The sequence below is a fragment of the Stenotrophomonas sp. YJH_SMC_16 genome (assembly GCF_059367875.1).
Window position 1 is genome coordinate 161,131 of sequence record NZ_JCAFRH010000008.1, and the last position, 16,717, is coordinate 177,847.

Genomic DNA, 16,717 nt, shown 5'->3' on the forward strand with positions numbered 1-16,717 from the left:
GCGTTGCGCCTGCGTGGTGTCGGGTGGGGCAGCGGGCGCCGGACGGTGCAGGACACGCCGTGCCCCCCCCTCCGGGGTCCGGCCCAGCCGCTGGCGGCTGTGCGTTCGGGCGCTTGCGAGGCATGCCTCGCAAGCAAAGCGCCCTCACCCTTGGGGGCTCGGCCGCGGCATCCATGCCGCGGACGGTCCTGCCCCGCCCGGCCCCCGCTGCCTTCCCATCCCCCGCGAGCGCGGTGGGTTGGCTCTTTAAAGGCAGGGGCAGAAGCCAAAGCTGTGCGGACCAACGGTTCGCACCCACCACAGCAGTCGCGCAGTCGCGCGGCGCTTCCGAAGCCATGAACCCAAGCTTTTGACCCCGCTTTCGGGCGGTCCGGCCGCGCCCGCAGGAAAACGTCAGGGAGGGGGAGAGGGGGCTGCGCAGGACCGTTGGCGCCATGGATGGCGCCATCGAGCCCCCAGGGACGGGTTCACGGCGTGTCCTGCGCAGCCCCCTCTCCTCCTCCAATCCGATAGCAACGACGCGCCAGCAACGACCCCCGATGAACCGTCCCAACAGGACGACCCACCCCCCGGTCGGGTACGATGCTCGCCCCCCGTTCGGGACGCTGTACGCAATGAGCAAGAACAACGAAAAGGCCGCCCCGCAGGGCGACGTGACCCAGGACCAGGCCGAGGATGCCGTGCGCACCCTGCTGCGCTGGGCCGGTGAGGACCCGTCCCGTGAAGGCCTGCTGGATACCCCCCGCCGTGTCGCCGAAGCCTATGGCGACTGGTTCAGCGGTTACCGCGACGACCCGCGCGCCTACATGGAGCGGACCTTCGAGGAAGTGGCCGGCTACGACGAACTGATCGTCCTGCGGGACATCGAGTACGAAAGCCACTGCGAGCACCACATGGCGCCGATAATCGGCCGCGTGCACGTCGGCTACCTGCCGGCCGGCAAGGTGGTGGGCATCAGCAAGCTGGCCCGCGTCGTCGAAGCCTACGCCCGCCGTTTCCAGGTGCAGGAAAAGATGACCGCGCAGATCGCCCAGTGCATCCAGGATGTGCTGCAGCCGATCGGCGTCGGCGTGGTCGTCGAAGGCGCCCACGAGTGCATGACCACGCGCGGCATCCACAAGCGCGGCGTCAGCATGGTCACCTCCAAGATGCTGGGCAGCTTCCGCGACGACGCGCGCACCCGCGCCGAGTTCCTGCGCTTCATCGAAGTGGGCGGCAAGCGCTGAGCCGCTTGCCCGCACCGCGCCGGCCCCTGCAGGCCGGCATGCCCACGGCTGCCCCCGCGGCAGCCGTGCATGGCGGCTCGTCCCTGTCAGCCCTACAGACTTCTTTCGCTGCATGAAGCATCGCGAACGCATTGCCCGTTACCGCCACCTGCGCGAACAGCCCCAGTGGAAGCTGCTTGCCGCCGACCACGCCCCGGAAATCATCGGCCTGTTGCAGGGCCTGCTGATGGACGGCGAGCGCACGTTGCCTTCGTCGGTGCTCAACGAGCGACTGCAGCGCGCGCTGGACCAGCTGGCCGGCGATGAACTCTCGCGCGAGCTGCCGCGTACCGCCCAGGCCTACATCGCGCACTGGCTGGCCCAGGGCTGGCTGGAACGCCGTTTGCCCGAAGGCGCCGACCAGGAGCAGTACGAGCTGTCCACTGCTGCACTGCAGGCGATCCGCTTCGCGGACGGCCTCGAGCAGGCCCGCGTGGCCGCCACCGAAAGCCGCCTGGCGCTGGTCATTGAGCAGCTCTCGGCGCTGGCTGCGCAGACCGAAGCCGACCCCGATGCGCGCCTGTCCGCGCTGCACGACGAGCGCGACCGCATCGATGCCGAAATCGCCCGGGTCGGCACTGGCCGCGTGGTTGCGCTGGACGGCAAGCGCGCGCTGGAACGCACCCGCCAGATCATCGGCCTGGCCGACGAGCTGACCGAGGACTTCCGCCGCGTGCGCGACGACTTCGAGCAGCTCAACCGCGATTTCCGCGAACGCATCATCGACGATGAAGGCGAGCGCGGCGATGTGCTGTCGCAGCTGTTCGAAGGTGTGGACGTCATCGGCGAGAGCGATGCCGGGCGCAGTTTCCAGGCGTTCTGGCGCCTGCTCAACGACGCCGAGCAGAGCGCCCAGCTCGATGCCGCGCTGGAAGCGGTGCTGGCGCGTGGCTTTGCGCGCCGCCTGGACCGCAACGAACGCAACTTCCTGCGCAGCTTCACCAGCACCATGCTCGAACGCGGTGGCCAGGTGCACGACGTGCTGCAGAACTTCGCGCGCAGCCTGCGCGGCTTCGTGCAGAGCCGTGGCTACCTGGAACAGCGTCGCCTCAACCAGCTGCTGAAGCAGGCGCAGTCCGAAGCACTGGCTCTGCGCGACGAATTCCCCGCACAGCGTGGCATCGGCCGTGACCTGCAGTTGACCACCAGCCGCCTGCGCTCGTGGTCGCAGTGGAGGCTGCACGATCCGCGCAGTGCCCAGGTCGATGGCAATGTCGAGTACAACGACGCCGCGGCCATCAGCCTGGAAAGCGTCGGTGATCTGGTCGCTTCGTCCGAAATCGATTTCCGTACCCTGCGCCGCGACCTGCACGACCTGCTCGATGCACAGCCGCGGCTCAGCATCGCCCAGGCCCTGTCGCAGCGCGAAGCGCCGCAGGGCCTCGGCAGCGTCATCGGCTACCTGTCGCTGGGCACGCGCTTCGGCAACGTGGTTGCCGGCGAGCAGGAGCTTGCGCAATGGCGTGGTGGCGACGGCCAGATCCGTCGCGCCCGCATCCCGCTGGTTTGGTTCACTCAGGAGAGACGCCATGAGCTGGCATGAAGATCCCATCGACGCACCGCAGGCCGACGTGGCGGAAGACGCCTACGAGGCCGAGCCGGTGGCGGCCGTTGCGCAGCCCCGCCGTGGCAACGACGTGTATTACCTCGGCGATACCGGGCGCCTGCCGCTGGATGCGCGCCGCGCGCTGTGCCAGCTGCTGATCGGCCCCAGCATCGACCAGCTGCGCCACGCCAAATTGTGGCCGGCGCTGATCCGCAGCGAGGCGGCCATCCGCTCGTCGCTGGCGGACCTGTTCCTGGAACTGGTGCTCGATCGTGACAGCGGCGTGGCGTTCACCCGCCAGGCCGATACCGAAGACGTTGATGCGCCGGTGCTGCTGCGCACCTCGCCGCTGACCTTCATCGACTCGGTGCTGCTGCTGTACCTTCGCCAACAGCTGGCCGAGGCCGATGCGCGCGGCAACCGCGCGGTGGTCGCCGATGCCGAGATGGCCGAAGCGTTGGCCATCTACGAAAAGAACCTGTCCACCGACCGCGCCGGCTTCAACCGCCGTGTCGCTTCGGCGGTGCAGAAGATGAAGGACAACCACATCCTGACCCGCCTCAGCGGCCAGGAAGACCGCCACGAAGTCTCGCCGGCGCTGAAGCTGCTGTTCTCCGCCGAAGACGTGTCCCAGCTCTCGGCGGTCTACCGCCAGCTGCGCGAAACCCCGGCCGCCGAGGCCTGAGAGACCCGACCATCGCATGGCTATCTCCAAGCACACTCCCGCCCTGTTCAACGAAGGCCTGCCGGACCCACGCCTGCAGCAGTTCCGCATGCGCCGCCTGCAGGTGCACAACTGGGGTACCTTCAACGGCCTGACCGAAGTGCCGATCGCCGAGCGCGGCTTCCTGTTCGTCGGCCGTTCCGGCTCGGGCAAGTCGACCCTGCTCGATGCCATGTCCGCGCTGCTGACGCCGCCGGCCATCGTCGACTTCAACGCAGCCGCGCGTGAAGCCGAACGCAGTGGCCGCGACCGCAACCTGGTGTCCTACGTGCGTGGCGCGTGGGCCGACCAGCAGGACAGCGGCACCGGCGAAATCGCCACCCAGTACCTGCGCAAGGGCGCCACCTGGACTGCGCTGGTGCTGGAATACCGCGCCGGCGATGGCCGCGTGGTCAGCCTGGTGCGCCTGCTGTGGATCTCCGGCAACGGCACCTCGGCTGGCGATGTGCGCAAGCACTACATGATCGCCGAGCGCCCGTTCGACATCGCCAAGGATCTTGGTGGTTTCGACCTGGACCTGCGCAAGCTCAAGCAGAAGCTGTCCGACCTGCACCACTTCGACACCTTCTCCGGTTACGCCGAGCGCTTCCGCGACCTGCTCGGCATCGACAACGAGATGGCGCTGCGCCTGCTGCACAAGACGCAGTCGGCGAAGAACCTGGGCGACCTCAATGTCTTCCTGCGCGACTTCATGCTCGACACGCCGAAGACCTTCGACGCCGCCGAGCGCCTGGTCAGCGACTTCGCCGAGCTTGATGGCGCGCACCAGGCGGTGGTCACCGCGCGCCGCCAGGTGGAAACCCTGTTGCCGGCGCGCGCCTACTACAACGACCTGAAGGAAATGCATCGCCGGCGTGGCGACGACGAAGCGCTGAAGCTCGGTGTTGACAGCTTCCGCGAAAGCCGGCGCCAGGCGCTGATCGAGGCGCGCCTGCGCGAGATGGACGTGCGTGACCGCGGCCTGCTTGGCGAAGAAGCCCAGCGCCGTGCCGCACTGGACAACCACACCGAGCGCCTGGCCGAACTGGAGCTGCAGCGCCGCCAGCAGGGCGGTGAGCGCATCGAGGAACTGGAACGCGAGCAGGGTCGTGCCGAAGCTGAGCGCGACCGCCGCCAGGCCAAGCGCGAGCAGGCACGCCAGGCGGCGCAGCAGCTGCAGGCGGAACTGCCGGACGACGCCCACGGCTTCGCCGAGCTGGTCGAGCGCGCGCAGAACGAGCTGCAGGACCGCCAGCGTGCCTCTTCGGCGCTGGACGACGCGATCAGCGATCGCCTGGGTGGCAAGCGCGATGACGAGCGCCGCTTCGGCGAAGTCCGTGCGGAACTCGAAGCGATGCAGCGCACGCCGTCCAACATCCCTGCGCCGATGCAGAAGCTGCGCGCGCGCCTGGCCGAGGAAACGGGCATCGCCGAAGCAGCGCTGCCGTTCGTTGGCGAACTGATCCAGGTCCGCTCCGAAGAGCAGGGCTGGCAGGGTGCCATCGAGCGCGTGCTGGGCGGTTTCGCGCTGTCGCTGCTGGTCGATGACAAGCATTACAACGACGTCGCCGAGTGGGTGAACCGCACCCACCTGGGCATGCGCTTCACCTACTACCGCGTGCGCCGCAACGATGATGCGTTCGCGCGCGAGCCGTCGGCGAAGTCCCTGCTGCACAAGCTGGAACTGCGCGAGCACGTGTTCGAAAGCTGGCTGCGCCGTGAGCTTGGCAAGCGCTTCGACTACGAGTGCGTCGATGCCAAGCAGCTGCGCAACGTCGATCGCGGCATCACCCGCGAAGGCCAGGTCAAGCATCCGGGCGACCGCTTCGAGAAGGACGACCGCAGTGCCGTGGGTGACCGCCGTCGCTGGATTCTCGGCTTCAACAACCACGACAAGGTCGGCGCCTTCGAGCGTGAAGCACAGGAGCTGGCCAAGCGCATCGCCGGCTGCGAGACCGACATCGCGCGCCTGCGTGGCCAGCGTGATCGCGACAACGAACGCCGCCTGGCCTGCCACGAGCTGGTCAGCATCAGCTGGAACGAGATCGATATCGCCGCCCCGCAGCAGCGCCTCAGCGATATCGAAGCGACGCTGCGCGACCTGCGCGAAGGCAATGCCGACCTCGCCAAGCTGGCCAAGCAGATCGACGCGGTGCGCGCGGACATCGAACAGTCGCGCCGCACCTATGAAGACGTGCGTGTCGAGCGCGGCCAGCTGGTCAAGGAGCGCGATCGCCTTGACCGCGCACGCCAGCAGAGCCGTGCGCTGGTGCTGCCGAGCCTGGCCCAGGAGCAGGAAGCCGGCCTCGCCGAGCGCCTTCAGGAGCAGGGCCCGCTCAGCCTGGAAACGCTGGAAGCGCACATGCGCCAGGTCAGCAACGCGCTGAACGAGCAGCTGTCTTCATCGCAGCAGGACCTCAACCGCATCGAGAACCAGCTGATCGGCTGCTTCCGTCGCTTCATCCAGCAGTGGCCGGAGGAATCGGGCGACTTCACCGTCTCGGTGGCCTCGGCCGAGGACTTCCTCGCGCGCCTCGAACGCCTGGAACGCGATGGCCTGCCGCAGCACGAAGAGCGCTTCTTCGATCTGCTGCAGAACCAGAGCAAGAACAACCTGCTGGCCCTGCAGCGGCACAGCGCCGAGGCCCGCAAGTCGATCGGCCAGCGCCTGGACGAAGTGAACGCCAGCCTGGAACAGGTGCCGTTCAACCGAGGCACGCTGCTGACCATCGAACTGAACGACCGACGCCTGCCGGAAGTCGGCGAGTTCCATCTGCAGCTGCGCGAAGTGCTGTCGCAGCAGCAGACCGAGCAGCGCGAGCTGGCCGAATCGCAGTTCACCGTGCTGCGCCAGCTGGTCAACCGCCTGGGCTCGCAGGAAGGCGAGGACAAGCGTTGGCGCGAGCTGGTGCTGGACGTGCGCATGCACGTGGAGTTCATCGGCGTCGAGCTGGATGCGGAAACGCGCCAGCAGGTCGAGATCTACCGCAGCGGCGCCGGCAAGTCCGGTGGCCAGCGCCAGAAGCTGGCCACGACCTGCCTGGCGGCCGCGCTGCGCTACCAGCTCGGCGGTGCCGACAGCCAGCTGCCCAGCTACGCCGCGGTCGTGCTCGACGAAGCCTTCGACAAGGCCGATAACGAGTTCACCGCACTGGCGATGAACATCTTCGACAACTTCGGCTTCCAGATGGTGGTCGCCACCCCGCTGAAGTCGGTGATGACGCTGGAACCGTTCATCGGCGGCGCCTGCTTCGTCGAGATCAGCGGCCGCCACGACTCCGGCGTGCTGCTGATCGAGTACGACGAAGAAGGCAAGCGCCTGAAGCTGCCCGAGCGCAGCCGCCAGCAGGCCAACGAACCGGAAGAAGCCGAGGCCTGAGCGCCTCGGGCAATCCACCTGTAGGGCCGAGCCATGCTCGGCTGCTCTTCGCGACCTGAAACAACGTGCCAACCAAGGTTGGCACCTACCATTTCATAACGTCCCTCACGAACCGCGGAACGTATCCCACGCCATCCGCGCGATCAGCACCACCACCAGCCCCACGAACAGCTTTCGGATGAAGGGTGTGCCGCCCTTCAGCGCCAGGCGCGTGCCCACCACCGAGCCGATGATGTTGGCTGCTGCCATCGGCAGCGCGAACAGCCACAGGATGTTGCCGGTCGGCACGAAGAACGAGATTGCCGCGACGTTGGTGGCCAGGTTCACCACCTTCGATGCCGCTGACGCGCGCAGGAAATCCAGGCCGAAGAAGCGGACGAACAGGAAGATCAGGAAGCTGCCAGTGCCCGGCCCGAAGAAGCCGTCGTAGAAGCCGATCGCCGCACCGATCGCCAACGCGATCACCAGTTCGCGGCGGCCGATCTCCTGCGGCCGGTGCAACGCGCCGAAGTCCTTCTTCCACAGTGTGTAGCCCAGCATCGCGATCAGCAGCACCAGCACCAGTGGGCGCACCGCGTCCTTGGGCAGCAGGCTTACCGCCGTGGCCCCGGCGAAGGAGAAGATGAAGGCCGTACCGGCCGCGAACAGTACCGGCTTCCACGGGAAGCGCACATTGCGCGCATAGCGCCAGGCCGCCGCACCGGTACCGAACATCGAACTGAACTTGTTGGTACCAAACAGCATCGCTGGCGTCTGCTGCGGCAGCACCGTGAACAGTCCAGGCAGCTGCACCAGGCCACCGCCACCCACGGCGGCATCCACAAGACCGGCGATGAAGGCGATCACCACCAGCCACCACAACTCGGGGGGAACCAGTTCCAGCACGGCGATCAATCAAGGTGGGGGCGCGACAGCATACGCCTGTCCTGTACCCGGCGACCTGTGCCGTGCGTGGATCAATCCGCGCAACCCGGCGACAATGCTGATATGAGCCGAAAACCTGCCGATCCCTGTCCCTGCGGCCTGCCCGCCGACTATGCTGCCTGCTGCGGCCGCTTCCACGCCGGTGAAGCCGCGCCGGATGCCGAGCGCCTGATGCGTTCGCGCTACAGCGCCTATGTGCGGGGCCTGGCCGACTACCTGCGCCAGAGCTGGCACCCGGACACGCGTCCGGCCGAGTTGTCGCTGGATGATGCGCCCGGCCAGCGTACGTATTGGCTGGGCCTGACCGTGCACGAGCACACCGTCACCGGCGCCGGCAGCGCTGAGGTCCGGTTCACCGCGCGCTACCGGGTGGGCGGCGGCAGCGCGGTGAAGATGACCGAGCACAGCCGCTTCCTGCGCATCGAAGACCGCTGGTATTACCTCGACGCGCTCTGAGCCTCAGCCACCGCGTACTGCCAGCGCGCCCTGCCCGGCATACGCGCGCACCTGGTTGCGGCCTCCGTCCTTGGCGACGTACAGCGCCTGGTCGGCAGCCTTGACCACCGCCGCCGGCCGCAGACCGACGCGGGTGTCGGCCAGACCGATGCTTACCGTTACCTGCACTACCTGTCCGCTGCCGCCGCGCCCGCGCTGCTGGCGCCCGGCGTCATCGTCGCGGCTGCGGGTGCTGCGGTCACGCAGCTGCATGCGGGTGTCCTCGATGCTCTGCCGCAAGGCTTCCACGGCATCGACACAGGCCATTGCCGGGCGGTCCAGGAACACCACCGCGAACTCCTCGCCGCCATAGCGGAACGCACGTCCACCATCACCCACGCGCGCCAGCCGTGAGGCCACCAGGCGCAGCACGTCGTCGCCGGTGTCGTGGCCGTGGGTATCGTTGAACGATTTGAAGTGGTCCACATCCACCATCGCGATGCTGTAGGTGCCGCGTGCCCGCTGCAGGGTCTCGTTGAACGCGCGGCGCCCGGGCAGGCCGGTCAGCTCATCGCGGAAGGCCATGTGGAACGACTCCTGCAGCATCGCACCCAGCATCAGCAGCAGGGCAGCGCTGCTCAGCGCTGGCAGCAGCACCGGCTGCAGGAATACCCGTGGCAGCATCCACCACAGGCACAGCAGGGCCAGCAGCATCGCCGTGTGCAGCGGCCTCGGATGCCGCCAGGCCTGCCAGCCCAGCGCCGCCGTGGCCAGCAGGAACAGCAGCGCCGGCAGCTGCGCCAGAGCGTTCCACTCGGCCGGGATCCACGCCCAGTGACGGTTCGACAGCAGATCGTGCATGCCGCGCGGCTGCTGCGTGGCCAGCAGCAGGAAGATCAGCAGCGCCGTACCGCTGGCGACGGAGCGCAACAGCAGGTCGTGGCGGCGCCGCCCGCGCTCCGGCCACAACGACAGGCCGGCGAACAGCAATGGCAGCCACGCCGAGATGGCATGGAAGCGCAGGGGTGTCAGCGCGCCGACATGACCGTTGCGCAGGTAGCCGCCGACATCCTGGTGCAGCAGCGCGAACATGACCGCCACCACCAGCAGCAGGCACAGCGACCGTACCTGATGGTAGAGCAGGGCCAGGCCGGCACCGAGGCAGGCCAGCAGCCAGGGCAGAACGCGTTGGGCCGGACTGGCCACGTCTTCGTTGCCCAACGCCGCCCACAGCACCACGGCAACCAGCACGGCGGGCAGCACGAACAGGTAGTGCGCAGGCTGGCGGAGCGGATGCAGGGGCAATCAGGAATTCCAGCGCGGTGACGACGCGGCCGCAGCATTGCCGTTAGCGGCGTTCGGGGCGGCTTCTTGAATGCGGCAGGCCCATCCATGTGAACGAAGTGACGCCGGACCATGACATCGCACTCACCCGCCGGCACCGATGCTGTCGGCATGGACAGCGTACCCGCCGCCGTCGCTGCCCCGCAGCACGATCTCGCCCACCAGTTCGCACGCGTGCGTGCGCGCAGCATGCAACTGACCGGCCCACTCAGCGCCGAGGACGCCATGCTGCAGAGCATGGCCGATGCCAGCCCCAGCAAGTGGCACCTGGCCCACACCACCTGGTTCTTCGAACGCTTCGTGCTGGCCGGCTTCCCGGCTGCGCCTGCACATGACCCTGCATGGGACTACCTGTTCAACAGCTACTACAAGAGTATCGGCCCCGCCCATGCCCGGCCGCAGCGCGGCCTCCTCTCACGGCCCTCGCTCCAGCAGGTGCATGACTATCGCCAGCAGGTCGATGCACAGGTGCAGTCGCGGCTATCGGCAGGTGACCTGGACCCACACGCGCTGCACAACCTGCAGCTGGGCCTGCAGCACGAACAACAGCATCAGGAGTTGTTGTTGACCGACATCAAGCACGCGTTCTGGTGCAATCCGCTGCAGCCGGCCTACCGCGAGGACCTGCCCACCCCCCCTGGCGCTGCCAGTGCACAGGGCTGGATCGAATCACCCGAGCGCATCGTTACCGTCGGCGCTGCATCCTGGCCGCAGCACGCTGCGTTTGCCTACGACAACGAATCGCCGCCGCACCGCGTGCTGCTGCCGGCACATGCTCTGGCCGAACGTCCCGTCAGCAATGCCGAGTACCGTGCTTTCATCGATGCCGGCGGCTACCGCGAACCGCGCTGGTGGCTCAGTGAAGGCTGGGCGTTGCGTGAAGCCGAGGACTGGCAGCACCCGCTGTACTGGGATGACACCCTGCAGCGCGAATACACCCTGGGCGGTTGGCGCGAGCTGGATCCGCACGCGCCGGTCTGCCATCTCAGCTACTTCGAGGCCGATGCCTGTGCTCGCTGGGCCGGGGCACGCCTGCCCAGCGAGTTCGAGTGGGAGGCCGCCGCCGCGTCTCAGGCGGTGCGGGGCCACTTTGCCGATGACGATCACCTGCACCCGCAGGCGGGGCAGGGCAGCGGCCTGCGCCAGCTGTTCGGTGATGTCTGGGAGTGGACTCACAGCGCGTATGGTGCCTATCCCGGCTACCGCCCTTTCGCGGGCAACCTCGGTGAGTACAACGGCAAGTTCATGTGCGGCCAATGGGTGCTGCGCGGCGGCAGCTGCGTCACGCCACGGGGCCATGTGCGCGCCAGCTATCGCAATTTCTTCGTGCCGCCGGCGCGCTGGCAGTTCTCCGGACTGCGCCTGGCCAGGGACCTCACATGAGCACCGTGCACGACGCGCTGCAGGCGTTGACCGACCTCACCCCCGGCCGCCAGCAGATCCTCACCGACGTGGTGGCCGGGTTGTCGCGCGCGCCGCGCCAGCTGCCATCCAAGTATTTCTACGATGCACGCGGCTCACGCCTGTTCGAGCAGATCACGCAGACCTGCGAGTACTACCCCACGCGTACCGAGCTGGCGCTGCTGGCGCGGGTGCTGCCGGACATCGCCCGCAGCGTCGGTCCTCATGTTCATGTGGTGGAGCTGGGCAGCGGCAGTGGCCGCAAGACCGCGCTGCTGCTGGCGGCACTGCAGGACCCCGTGGCCTACACCCCCATCGAGATCTCGCGCGCCGCGCTGCTGTCCAGCATCGACCATCTGGCCCCGGCGCTGCCGGACGTCGAGATGCTGCCGGTCTGTGCCGACTTCACCCGCGCGGTCGCCGTCCCGGCACCGGAACGCGAGCCTGCGCGGCGCCTGTTGTTCTTCCCGGGCTCCACGTTGGGCAATTTCGTCGAAGAGGATGCCGTCGCACTGCTGCGCGCGATGCGCCAGACCATGGGCCGCGATGGCCTGGCCCTGGTCGGCATCGATCTGCACAAGGACCCGGCATTGATCGAAGCCGCCTACAACGATGTGCAGGGCATCACTGCTGCATTCACCCTCAACCTGCTGGCGCGCCTGAACCGCGAGATCGGCAGCGACTTCGATCTGGACGGCTTCCGCCACCGCGCCCGCTACAGCATCGCGCGGCTGCGCATCGAAACCGATCTGGTCAGCCAGCGCGCACAGGACGTCCGTCTGGATGGCCGCACCTTCCACTTCCAGGCCGACGAGCCGATCCGCGTCGAATACAGCCACAAGTACACCGACGACAGCTTCGAAGCGTTGCTGCTGCCAGCGGGCCTGCAGGTCGTGCGGCGCTGGGATGCTGAAAGCCCGGCCTATGGCCTGCGCCTGCTTCGCGCCCTTTAGCCGCCGCCAGCCCGCGCTGCTTCAGGTTCGCCTACGCTGCGCCTAAGATGGCCCTGCAACGGCAACACGGAGGACGCCATGCCCATTCTGACCACGCTCGGCCTGGCGGCCGTGCTCGCCGCGGCACCCGCTTCGACAGCAGCGCCTGCGGCCAGCAGCGATGCCGCTTTCAGCCGCTGCCTGGCCGTCCTGCAATCGACAGCCGCCAGCCAGGGCATCAGTGCCGACCGCTTCAATGGGATTATCGCCGGGCTCACCCCCGATCCCAGCGTGCTCGGCCTGCTCGACGCGCAGCCGGAATTCACCACGCCGATCTGGGACTACCTGGCCGCGCTGGTCGATCGCCAGCGCGTGGACGATGGGCGCGTCCTGCTGCAGCAGCATCGGGCCCTGCTTGATCGGGTGTCGGCCCAGTACGGCGTCGATCCGGCCACCATCGTCGCGGTCTGGGGCGTGGAGAGCGACTACGGCCGTGTGTTCGGCAAGCGCCCGCTGCTGCAGTCGCTGGCCACGCTGTCCTGTGCCGGCCGCCGCCAGCCCTTCTTCCGTGGTGAGCTGCTGGCCCTGCTCAAGTTGATCGACCGCGGCGACCTGCAGGCACAGGGGCTCACCGGTTCCTGGGCCGGCGCCTTCGGGCATACGCAGTTCATGCCCAGCACCTATGCAGGCATCGCCGTGGACGGTGATGGCGATGGCCGCCGCGATCTGGTCGGCAGCATTCCCGATGCGCTGGCCTCCACCGCCAATTACCTCAAGCGCGCCGGCTGGCGCAGCGGAGAGCCGTGGGGCATGGAAGTGCGTATCCCGCCCGGTTTCGACGCCAGCCAGGCCGGGCGCACCCAGCGTCGGGCGCTGGCCGACTGGCGTGCGCAAGGTGTGACCGCATTGGATGGCAGCGCGTTGGCCCCGGCCAACCTGCCTGCCGACGCGCGCGCGGCCCTGCTGCTGCCGGCGGGCGGCAAGGGCCCTGCGTTGCTGGTGTTCCGCAACTACGACGCGATCTACAGCTACAACGCTGCCGAAAGCTACGCGCTGGCGATCGCCACGCTGGCCGACCAGCTGCGTGGCGGCACGGGCCTGGCCACGGCCTGGCCGACCGATGATCCCGGTATCGGCCGCGATGAGCGCCGCCAGCTGCAGACCCTGCTGCTGGCCCGCGGCCACGACATCGGAAGCGCCGACGGCATGATCGGTACGGCCACGCGTCGCGCTATCCAGGTCGAGCAGCAGCGCCTGGGCTGGGCCAACGCAGATGGGCGCGCGGGACAGCGTATCCTTCGCACTCTGCAGAACGCGCCGCGCACTGCACCGGTGCCCACGCGTTTCATGCTTCCCAGCAACTACAGTGCCGTGCAATCGCCGGCCATACGGAGTCGATCCCACGTGCAGCAGATCCAGGGTGTACGCAGCGGGCAGTACCAGGGGCTCGATGCCTGGCTGGTGGAAACCGGCGACGCCAGCGCGGCCATCAGTGTGTTTGGCGGCCAGCTGCTTTCCTTCGTGCCCAAGGGCCAGCCGGATCTGATGTGGCTGTCCCCCCGGCGCGCCGAACTGCCCACGCCGATCCGCGGAGGCAGCCCCGTCTGCTGGCCGTACTTCGGCCGCCAAGGCCAGGGCAACGACGTGCCCGCCCACGGTTTCGTCCGTACCGTGCCGTGGGAACTGCAACAGGCCCGTCGCTTGGACGACGGCAGCATCGAGCTCACGCTGGCACCCCCGGTGCTGCAGAGCCTGGACCTGCGATTGAGGATGACTGTGCGTGTAGGCCGCCAGTTGACCCAGCGACTGATCACCGAGAACGTCGGCAGTTCCCCTGCCAGCATCACCCAGGCGCTGCACAACTATTTCCGCGTGGGTGATGCCAGCGCGGTGGATGTGGACGGCGTGGACGGACTGGACTATCTGGACAAGTTCGAGAACTATGCGACGCCGCGTCGGCAGCAGGGCGCCTGGACGTTGCGCGATCCCCGTGATCCCGGGCGCAGCGACCGCATCTACACGCAGGCCAAGGGTCACTATGTCCTGCGTGATCCGGTGCTGAAACGCCGCATCGACATCCGTACGGAAGGAAGCCGCTCGCTGGTGGCGTGGAATCCCGGTGCCGAGGCTGCAGCGAAGATGGCAGATGTGGGTGAGGGCTGGCGCGACTACGTCTGCCTGGAAGCGGCCAACGCCGGACCCGACGTGGTGACCCTGCCGCCGGGTGGCAGCCATGTGCTGTCACAGACATTGTCCGCGGCACCGTGGACACCGGTAACCCGGTAACGAATCAACGCAGCAAGGATGTTTTCATGCAGGAAGCACAATGGTGGTACGCCAATGGCAGGCAGAGCAGTGGGCCGGTGGATCTGGCCGGTCTTCGCCAGCTGCAGCAGGAAGGGACGGTTACGGCGCGCACGCTGCTCTGGTGCGAAGGCATGCCCTCATGGCGGCCGTTGTCGGAACTGGAGCAGGCGTCCACGCCCATCGAGGTGGCTCCGGCCCCGGATATCGACGCAGCCCCTGCGGTTGAGGGCATCGCGCCGAGTGTCGGCGATCCGTCCGATCCCTATCGTGCGCCGGTCGCTGTACCGGATAGGGCGGTGGCTGCCGGGCTGGAGGGCGAGATGGCCTTGTACGCCAGCGTGGTCGGCGGCAACTTCCCGATCTACCGCCAGCGCTGGCGGCTGGATCAGGGCATTGCCACGGGCAGTGGCACCTGGCACTGGCCGGCCTTCCTGCTCGGCCTGATCTGGATGATGTACCGCAGGATGTACCGCCTGGCGGCGATGTGGGCTGGCCTGCTGTTGCTGATCAGCGTGGTGGAGACCTTGCTGGACGTGCCGGATGGCCTGTCGCTGGTCATCACCTTGGCACTCAGCATCACCACCGGCATCTTTGGCAACAGCTGGTACCTGGCACACTGCCAGCGCCTGATCGCCCAGGCCCGAGCCGTCACCGGCGGCGATGACGCACGGCTGCGCAGCGAGCTGACCGCGCGCGGCGGCACCAGCGTGGTCGCCACACTGATCGCCATCGTCATCGCGGTGGTACTGAGCACCGTCGGTGCCGCATTGGCGGGGTAGGGTGGGTCAGCGGCCCTGACGGGGCCGCAGCACCAGCAGGCACAGCGCACCGGCCACCAGGCCCCAGAACGCCGAGCCGATGCCGGCCAGTGAAACGCCCGAGGCGGTGACCAGGAAGGTGACCAGTGCCGCCTCGCGGTCCCGCTCCACCGCCAGCGCACTGGCCAGGCTGTTGGCGATGGTGCCGAACAGCGCAATACCGGCCACGCAGGCCACCAGCTCCTTCGGGAACGCAGCGAACAGCGCGGCCACGGTGGCACCGAATAGTCCGATGACGATGTAGAAGGCACCTGCCGCCATGGCGGCGGTATAACGTCGTGCCGGGTCCTCATGCGCATCGCGACCCATGCAGATCGCCGCGGTGATTGCCGCCAGGTTCAGCGCGTACGCCCCGAATGGTGCCAGCAGCGTATTGACCACACCGATCCAGCCGATCAGCGGCGACACCGGGGCGTCGTAGCCGGAGGCCCGCATCACCGCCACGCCCGGAATGTTCTGCGAGGCCATGGTGACCACGAACAGGGGCAGGGCGATGCCGGCCACCGCCGTCCAGGACAAGGATGGGGTCACCCATTGCGGTACCGCCAGTTGCAGCTGTACCTGCTGTGCGTGCAGCAGGCCACGGCTGGCCGCGACCGCGATGCCGACCAGCAGGGTGGCGATGACCGCATAGCGCGGGAACAGGCGGCGTCCGGCCAGCCAGGTGGCAAACATCGCCAGCGCCAGCACCAGCTGGGTGTTCATGGCCACGAACACGTCCAGACCGAAGCGCAGCAGGACACCGGCCAGCATGCCGGCGGCCAGCGCCATCGGCACCCGCTGCATCAATCGGGCGAAGATGCCGGAGAAGCCTGCCAGCATGCCCAGCACCGCGGCGAGCAGGAATGCACCGGTGGCTTCAGCGAGCGAGGCGCCACCGGCACCGACCACCAGCATTGCCGCGCCCGGTGTCGACCACGCGGTCACCACCGGCACGCGATAGCGCAGCGACAGCCCGATGCAGGTGACACCCATGCCCAGTCCCAGTGCCCACATCCATGAGGCGATCTGTGCCTGGTTGGCACCGACGGCTTGTGCAGCCTGGAACACGATGACGGCCGAACTGGCGAAGCCAACCAGCACAGTAATGAAGCCGGCAACGAGGGCCGGTACTGAAAGGTCGCGCCACCATGCTTGCCGCACCTGCATGTTCATTGCCGTCTCTCCTGTGTGCATCCATGCATTGATAGCGGTTGCGGCGTTGACCGCGCAACGCGCGGGCAACGCCGCAGCGATCTTCGAGCGTACGCCATGCCTGATGTCGCGGTGCTTCTGTCATCACCATGCAAAAAAGCGCTTGACGAAATCTGCAGGATCTCTAGAATTCGCTCCCTTGCTGCAGCGCACCGCTTCTTCGGAAACGGCACGCAAGCAGCAACGCCACCACCGACGAACGAGATGATCGAACGAAGGTGTTGACGGACTCGAAAAGTCCGGCATAATAGGCGGCTCGCAACGACGAAAGGCCTTCGGGTCCAACGACGAAGCAGTATCGGCAACAACGTCCACCCCGGTGAGGCGACCTTGAAAAAAGGTGTTGACGAAGCGGAAAAGCCGGCTATAATGGGCGGCTCGCTACGAAGGAAACTTCGCAGCATACGGGAACGGCGCTGAGGCCACTTCCCCGGATCTTTGAAAGTATGCGCAGGTATCTTGTGAAGGC

12 protein-coding genes are annotated in these 16,717 nt (G+C 67.6%); 9 read left to right on the top strand and 3 right to left on the bottom strand.

Annotated elements, in window-relative coordinates; genetic code table 11:
* The first annotated feature begins 614 nt into the window (after positions 1-614).
* From folE to AC5P6E_RS17420, 4 genes are all read left to right on the top strand, one after another.
* A complete protein-coding gene (gene folE / locus AC5P6E_RS17405) occupies positions 615-1,226 on the top strand; it encodes a GTP cyclohydrolase I FolE (protein WP_004141296.1) in 612 nt (203 codons plus the stop codon).
* A gap of 112 nt (positions 1,227-1,338) precedes the next feature.
* Positions 1,339-2,808 carry a DUF3375 domain-containing protein gene (locus AC5P6E_RS17410; protein ID WP_010487509.1) on the top strand — a complete coding sequence of 490 codons (1,470 nt, stop codon included), beginning with the start codon at positions 1,339-1,341 and terminating at the stop codon, positions 2,806-2,808.
* On the top strand, positions 2,795-3,496 hold the full coding sequence (locus AC5P6E_RS17415) for a DUF4194 domain-containing protein (RefSeq protein ID WP_005421303.1): 702 nt from the start codon (positions 2,795-2,797) through the stop codon (positions 3,494-3,496). Before AC5P6E_RS17410 ends, AC5P6E_RS17415 begins: the two co-directional genes overlap by 14 nt.
* Positions 3,497-3,512: 16 nt before the next feature.
* Positions 3,513-6,893: an ATP-binding protein gene (locus AC5P6E_RS17420; RefSeq protein ID WP_010487513.1), complete on the top strand. Its 3,381-nt coding sequence runs from the start codon at positions 3,513-3,515 to the stop codon at positions 6,891-6,893.
* Between the two features lie 105 nt (positions 6,894-6,998).
* Here the strand turns inward: AC5P6E_RS17420 and AC5P6E_RS17425 are convergent, their stop codons facing one another.
* The gene (locus AC5P6E_RS17425; RefSeq protein ID WP_029550807.1) at positions 6,999-7,778 is read right to left on the bottom strand and encodes a sulfite exporter TauE/SafE family protein; all 780 of its coding nucleotides are present in this window, start codon (positions 7,776-7,778) and stop codon (positions 6,999-7,001) included.
* Between the two features lie 102 nt (positions 7,779-7,880).
* On the opposite strand from AC5P6E_RS17425, the gene AC5P6E_RS17430 reads away from it, so the two are divergent.
* Entirely contained in the window at positions 7,881-8,273 is a 393-nt protein-coding gene (locus AC5P6E_RS17430) for a YchJ family protein (RefSeq protein ID WP_164194373.1), read from the top strand.
* Between the two features lie 3 nt (positions 8,274-8,276).
* Here AC5P6E_RS17430 and AC5P6E_RS17435 read toward each other — a convergent pair whose 3' ends face one another.
* Complete coding sequence (locus AC5P6E_RS17435; RefSeq protein WP_029550806.1) at positions 8,277-9,557, bottom strand: diguanylate cyclase; 1,281 nt, start codon at positions 9,555-9,557, stop codon at positions 8,277-8,279.
* Between the two features lie 150 nt (positions 9,558-9,707).
* On the opposite strand from AC5P6E_RS17435, the gene egtB reads away from it, so the two are divergent.
* From egtB to AC5P6E_RS17455, 4 genes are all read left to right on the top strand, one after another.
* Complete coding sequence (gene egtB / locus AC5P6E_RS17440; RefSeq protein ID WP_019337955.1) at positions 9,708-10,979, top strand: ergothioneine biosynthesis protein EgtB; 1,272 nt, start codon at positions 9,708-9,710, stop codon at positions 10,977-10,979.
* Complete coding sequence (egtD, locus tag AC5P6E_RS17445; protein WP_019337954.1) at positions 10,976-11,950, top strand: L-histidine N(alpha)-methyltransferase; 975 nt, start codon at positions 10,976-10,978, stop codon at positions 11,948-11,950. Before egtB ends, egtD begins: the two co-directional genes overlap by 4 nt.
* Positions 11,951-12,028: 78 nt before the next feature.
* The gene (locus tag AC5P6E_RS17450) at positions 12,029-14,215 is read left to right on the top strand and encodes a lytic murein transglycosylase (RefSeq protein WP_231298797.1); all 2,187 of its coding nucleotides are present in this window, start codon (positions 12,029-12,031) and stop codon (positions 14,213-14,215) included.
* A gap of 26 nt (positions 14,216-14,241) precedes the next feature.
* Positions 14,242-15,015 (top strand): DUF2628 domain-containing protein, encoded by a 774-nt coding sequence (locus AC5P6E_RS17455; RefSeq protein ID WP_019337953.1) that lies wholly within the window; start codon positions 14,242-14,244, stop codon positions 15,013-15,015.
* A gap of 6 nt (positions 15,016-15,021) precedes the next feature.
* Here AC5P6E_RS17455 and AC5P6E_RS17460 read toward each other — a convergent pair whose 3' ends face one another.
* Entirely contained in the window at positions 15,022-16,209 is a 1,188-nt protein-coding gene (locus tag AC5P6E_RS17460; RefSeq protein WP_010487529.1) for a benzoate/H(+) symporter BenE family transporter, read from the bottom strand.
* Positions 16,210-16,717: the final 508 nt, after the last annotated feature.

Bases quoted from the DNA above. Each gene is read 5' to 3' on its own strand.
- AC5P6E_RS17415 (WP_005421303.1), top strand. From the start codon at position 2,795: ATGAGCTGGCATGAAGATCCCATCGACGCACCGCAGGCCGACGTGGCG.
- egtD (WP_019337954.1), top strand. From the start codon at position 10,976: ATGAGCACCGTGCACGACGCGCTGCAGGCGTTGACCGACCTCACCCCC.
- AC5P6E_RS17455 (WP_019337953.1), top strand. From the start codon at position 14,242: ATGCAGGAAGCACAATGGTGGTACGCCAATGGCAGGCAGAGCAGTGGG.
- AC5P6E_RS17420 (WP_010487513.1), top strand. From the start codon at position 3,513: ATGGCTATCTCCAAGCACACTCCCGCCCTGTTCAACGAAGGCCTGCCG.
- AC5P6E_RS17430 (WP_164194373.1), top strand. From the start codon at position 7,881: ATGAGCCGAAAACCTGCCGATCCCTGTCCCTGCGGCCTGCCCGCCGAC.
- folE (WP_004141296.1), top strand. From the start codon at position 615: ATGAGCAAGAACAACGAAAAGGCCGCCCCGCAGGGCGACGTGACCCAG.
- AC5P6E_RS17450 (WP_231298797.1), top strand. From the start codon at position 12,029: ATGCCCATTCTGACCACGCTCGGCCTGGCGGCCGTGCTCGCCGCGGCA.
- egtB (WP_019337955.1), top strand. From the start codon at position 9,708: ATGGACAGCGTACCCGCCGCCGTCGCTGCCCCGCAGCACGATCTCGCC.
- AC5P6E_RS17410 (WP_010487509.1), top strand. From the start codon at position 1,339: ATGAAGCATCGCGAACGCATTGCCCGTTACCGCCACCTGCGCGAACAG.
- AC5P6E_RS17460 (WP_010487529.1), bottom strand. From the start codon at position 16,209: ATGAACATGCAGGTGCGGCAAGCATGGTGGCGCGACCTTTCAGTACCG.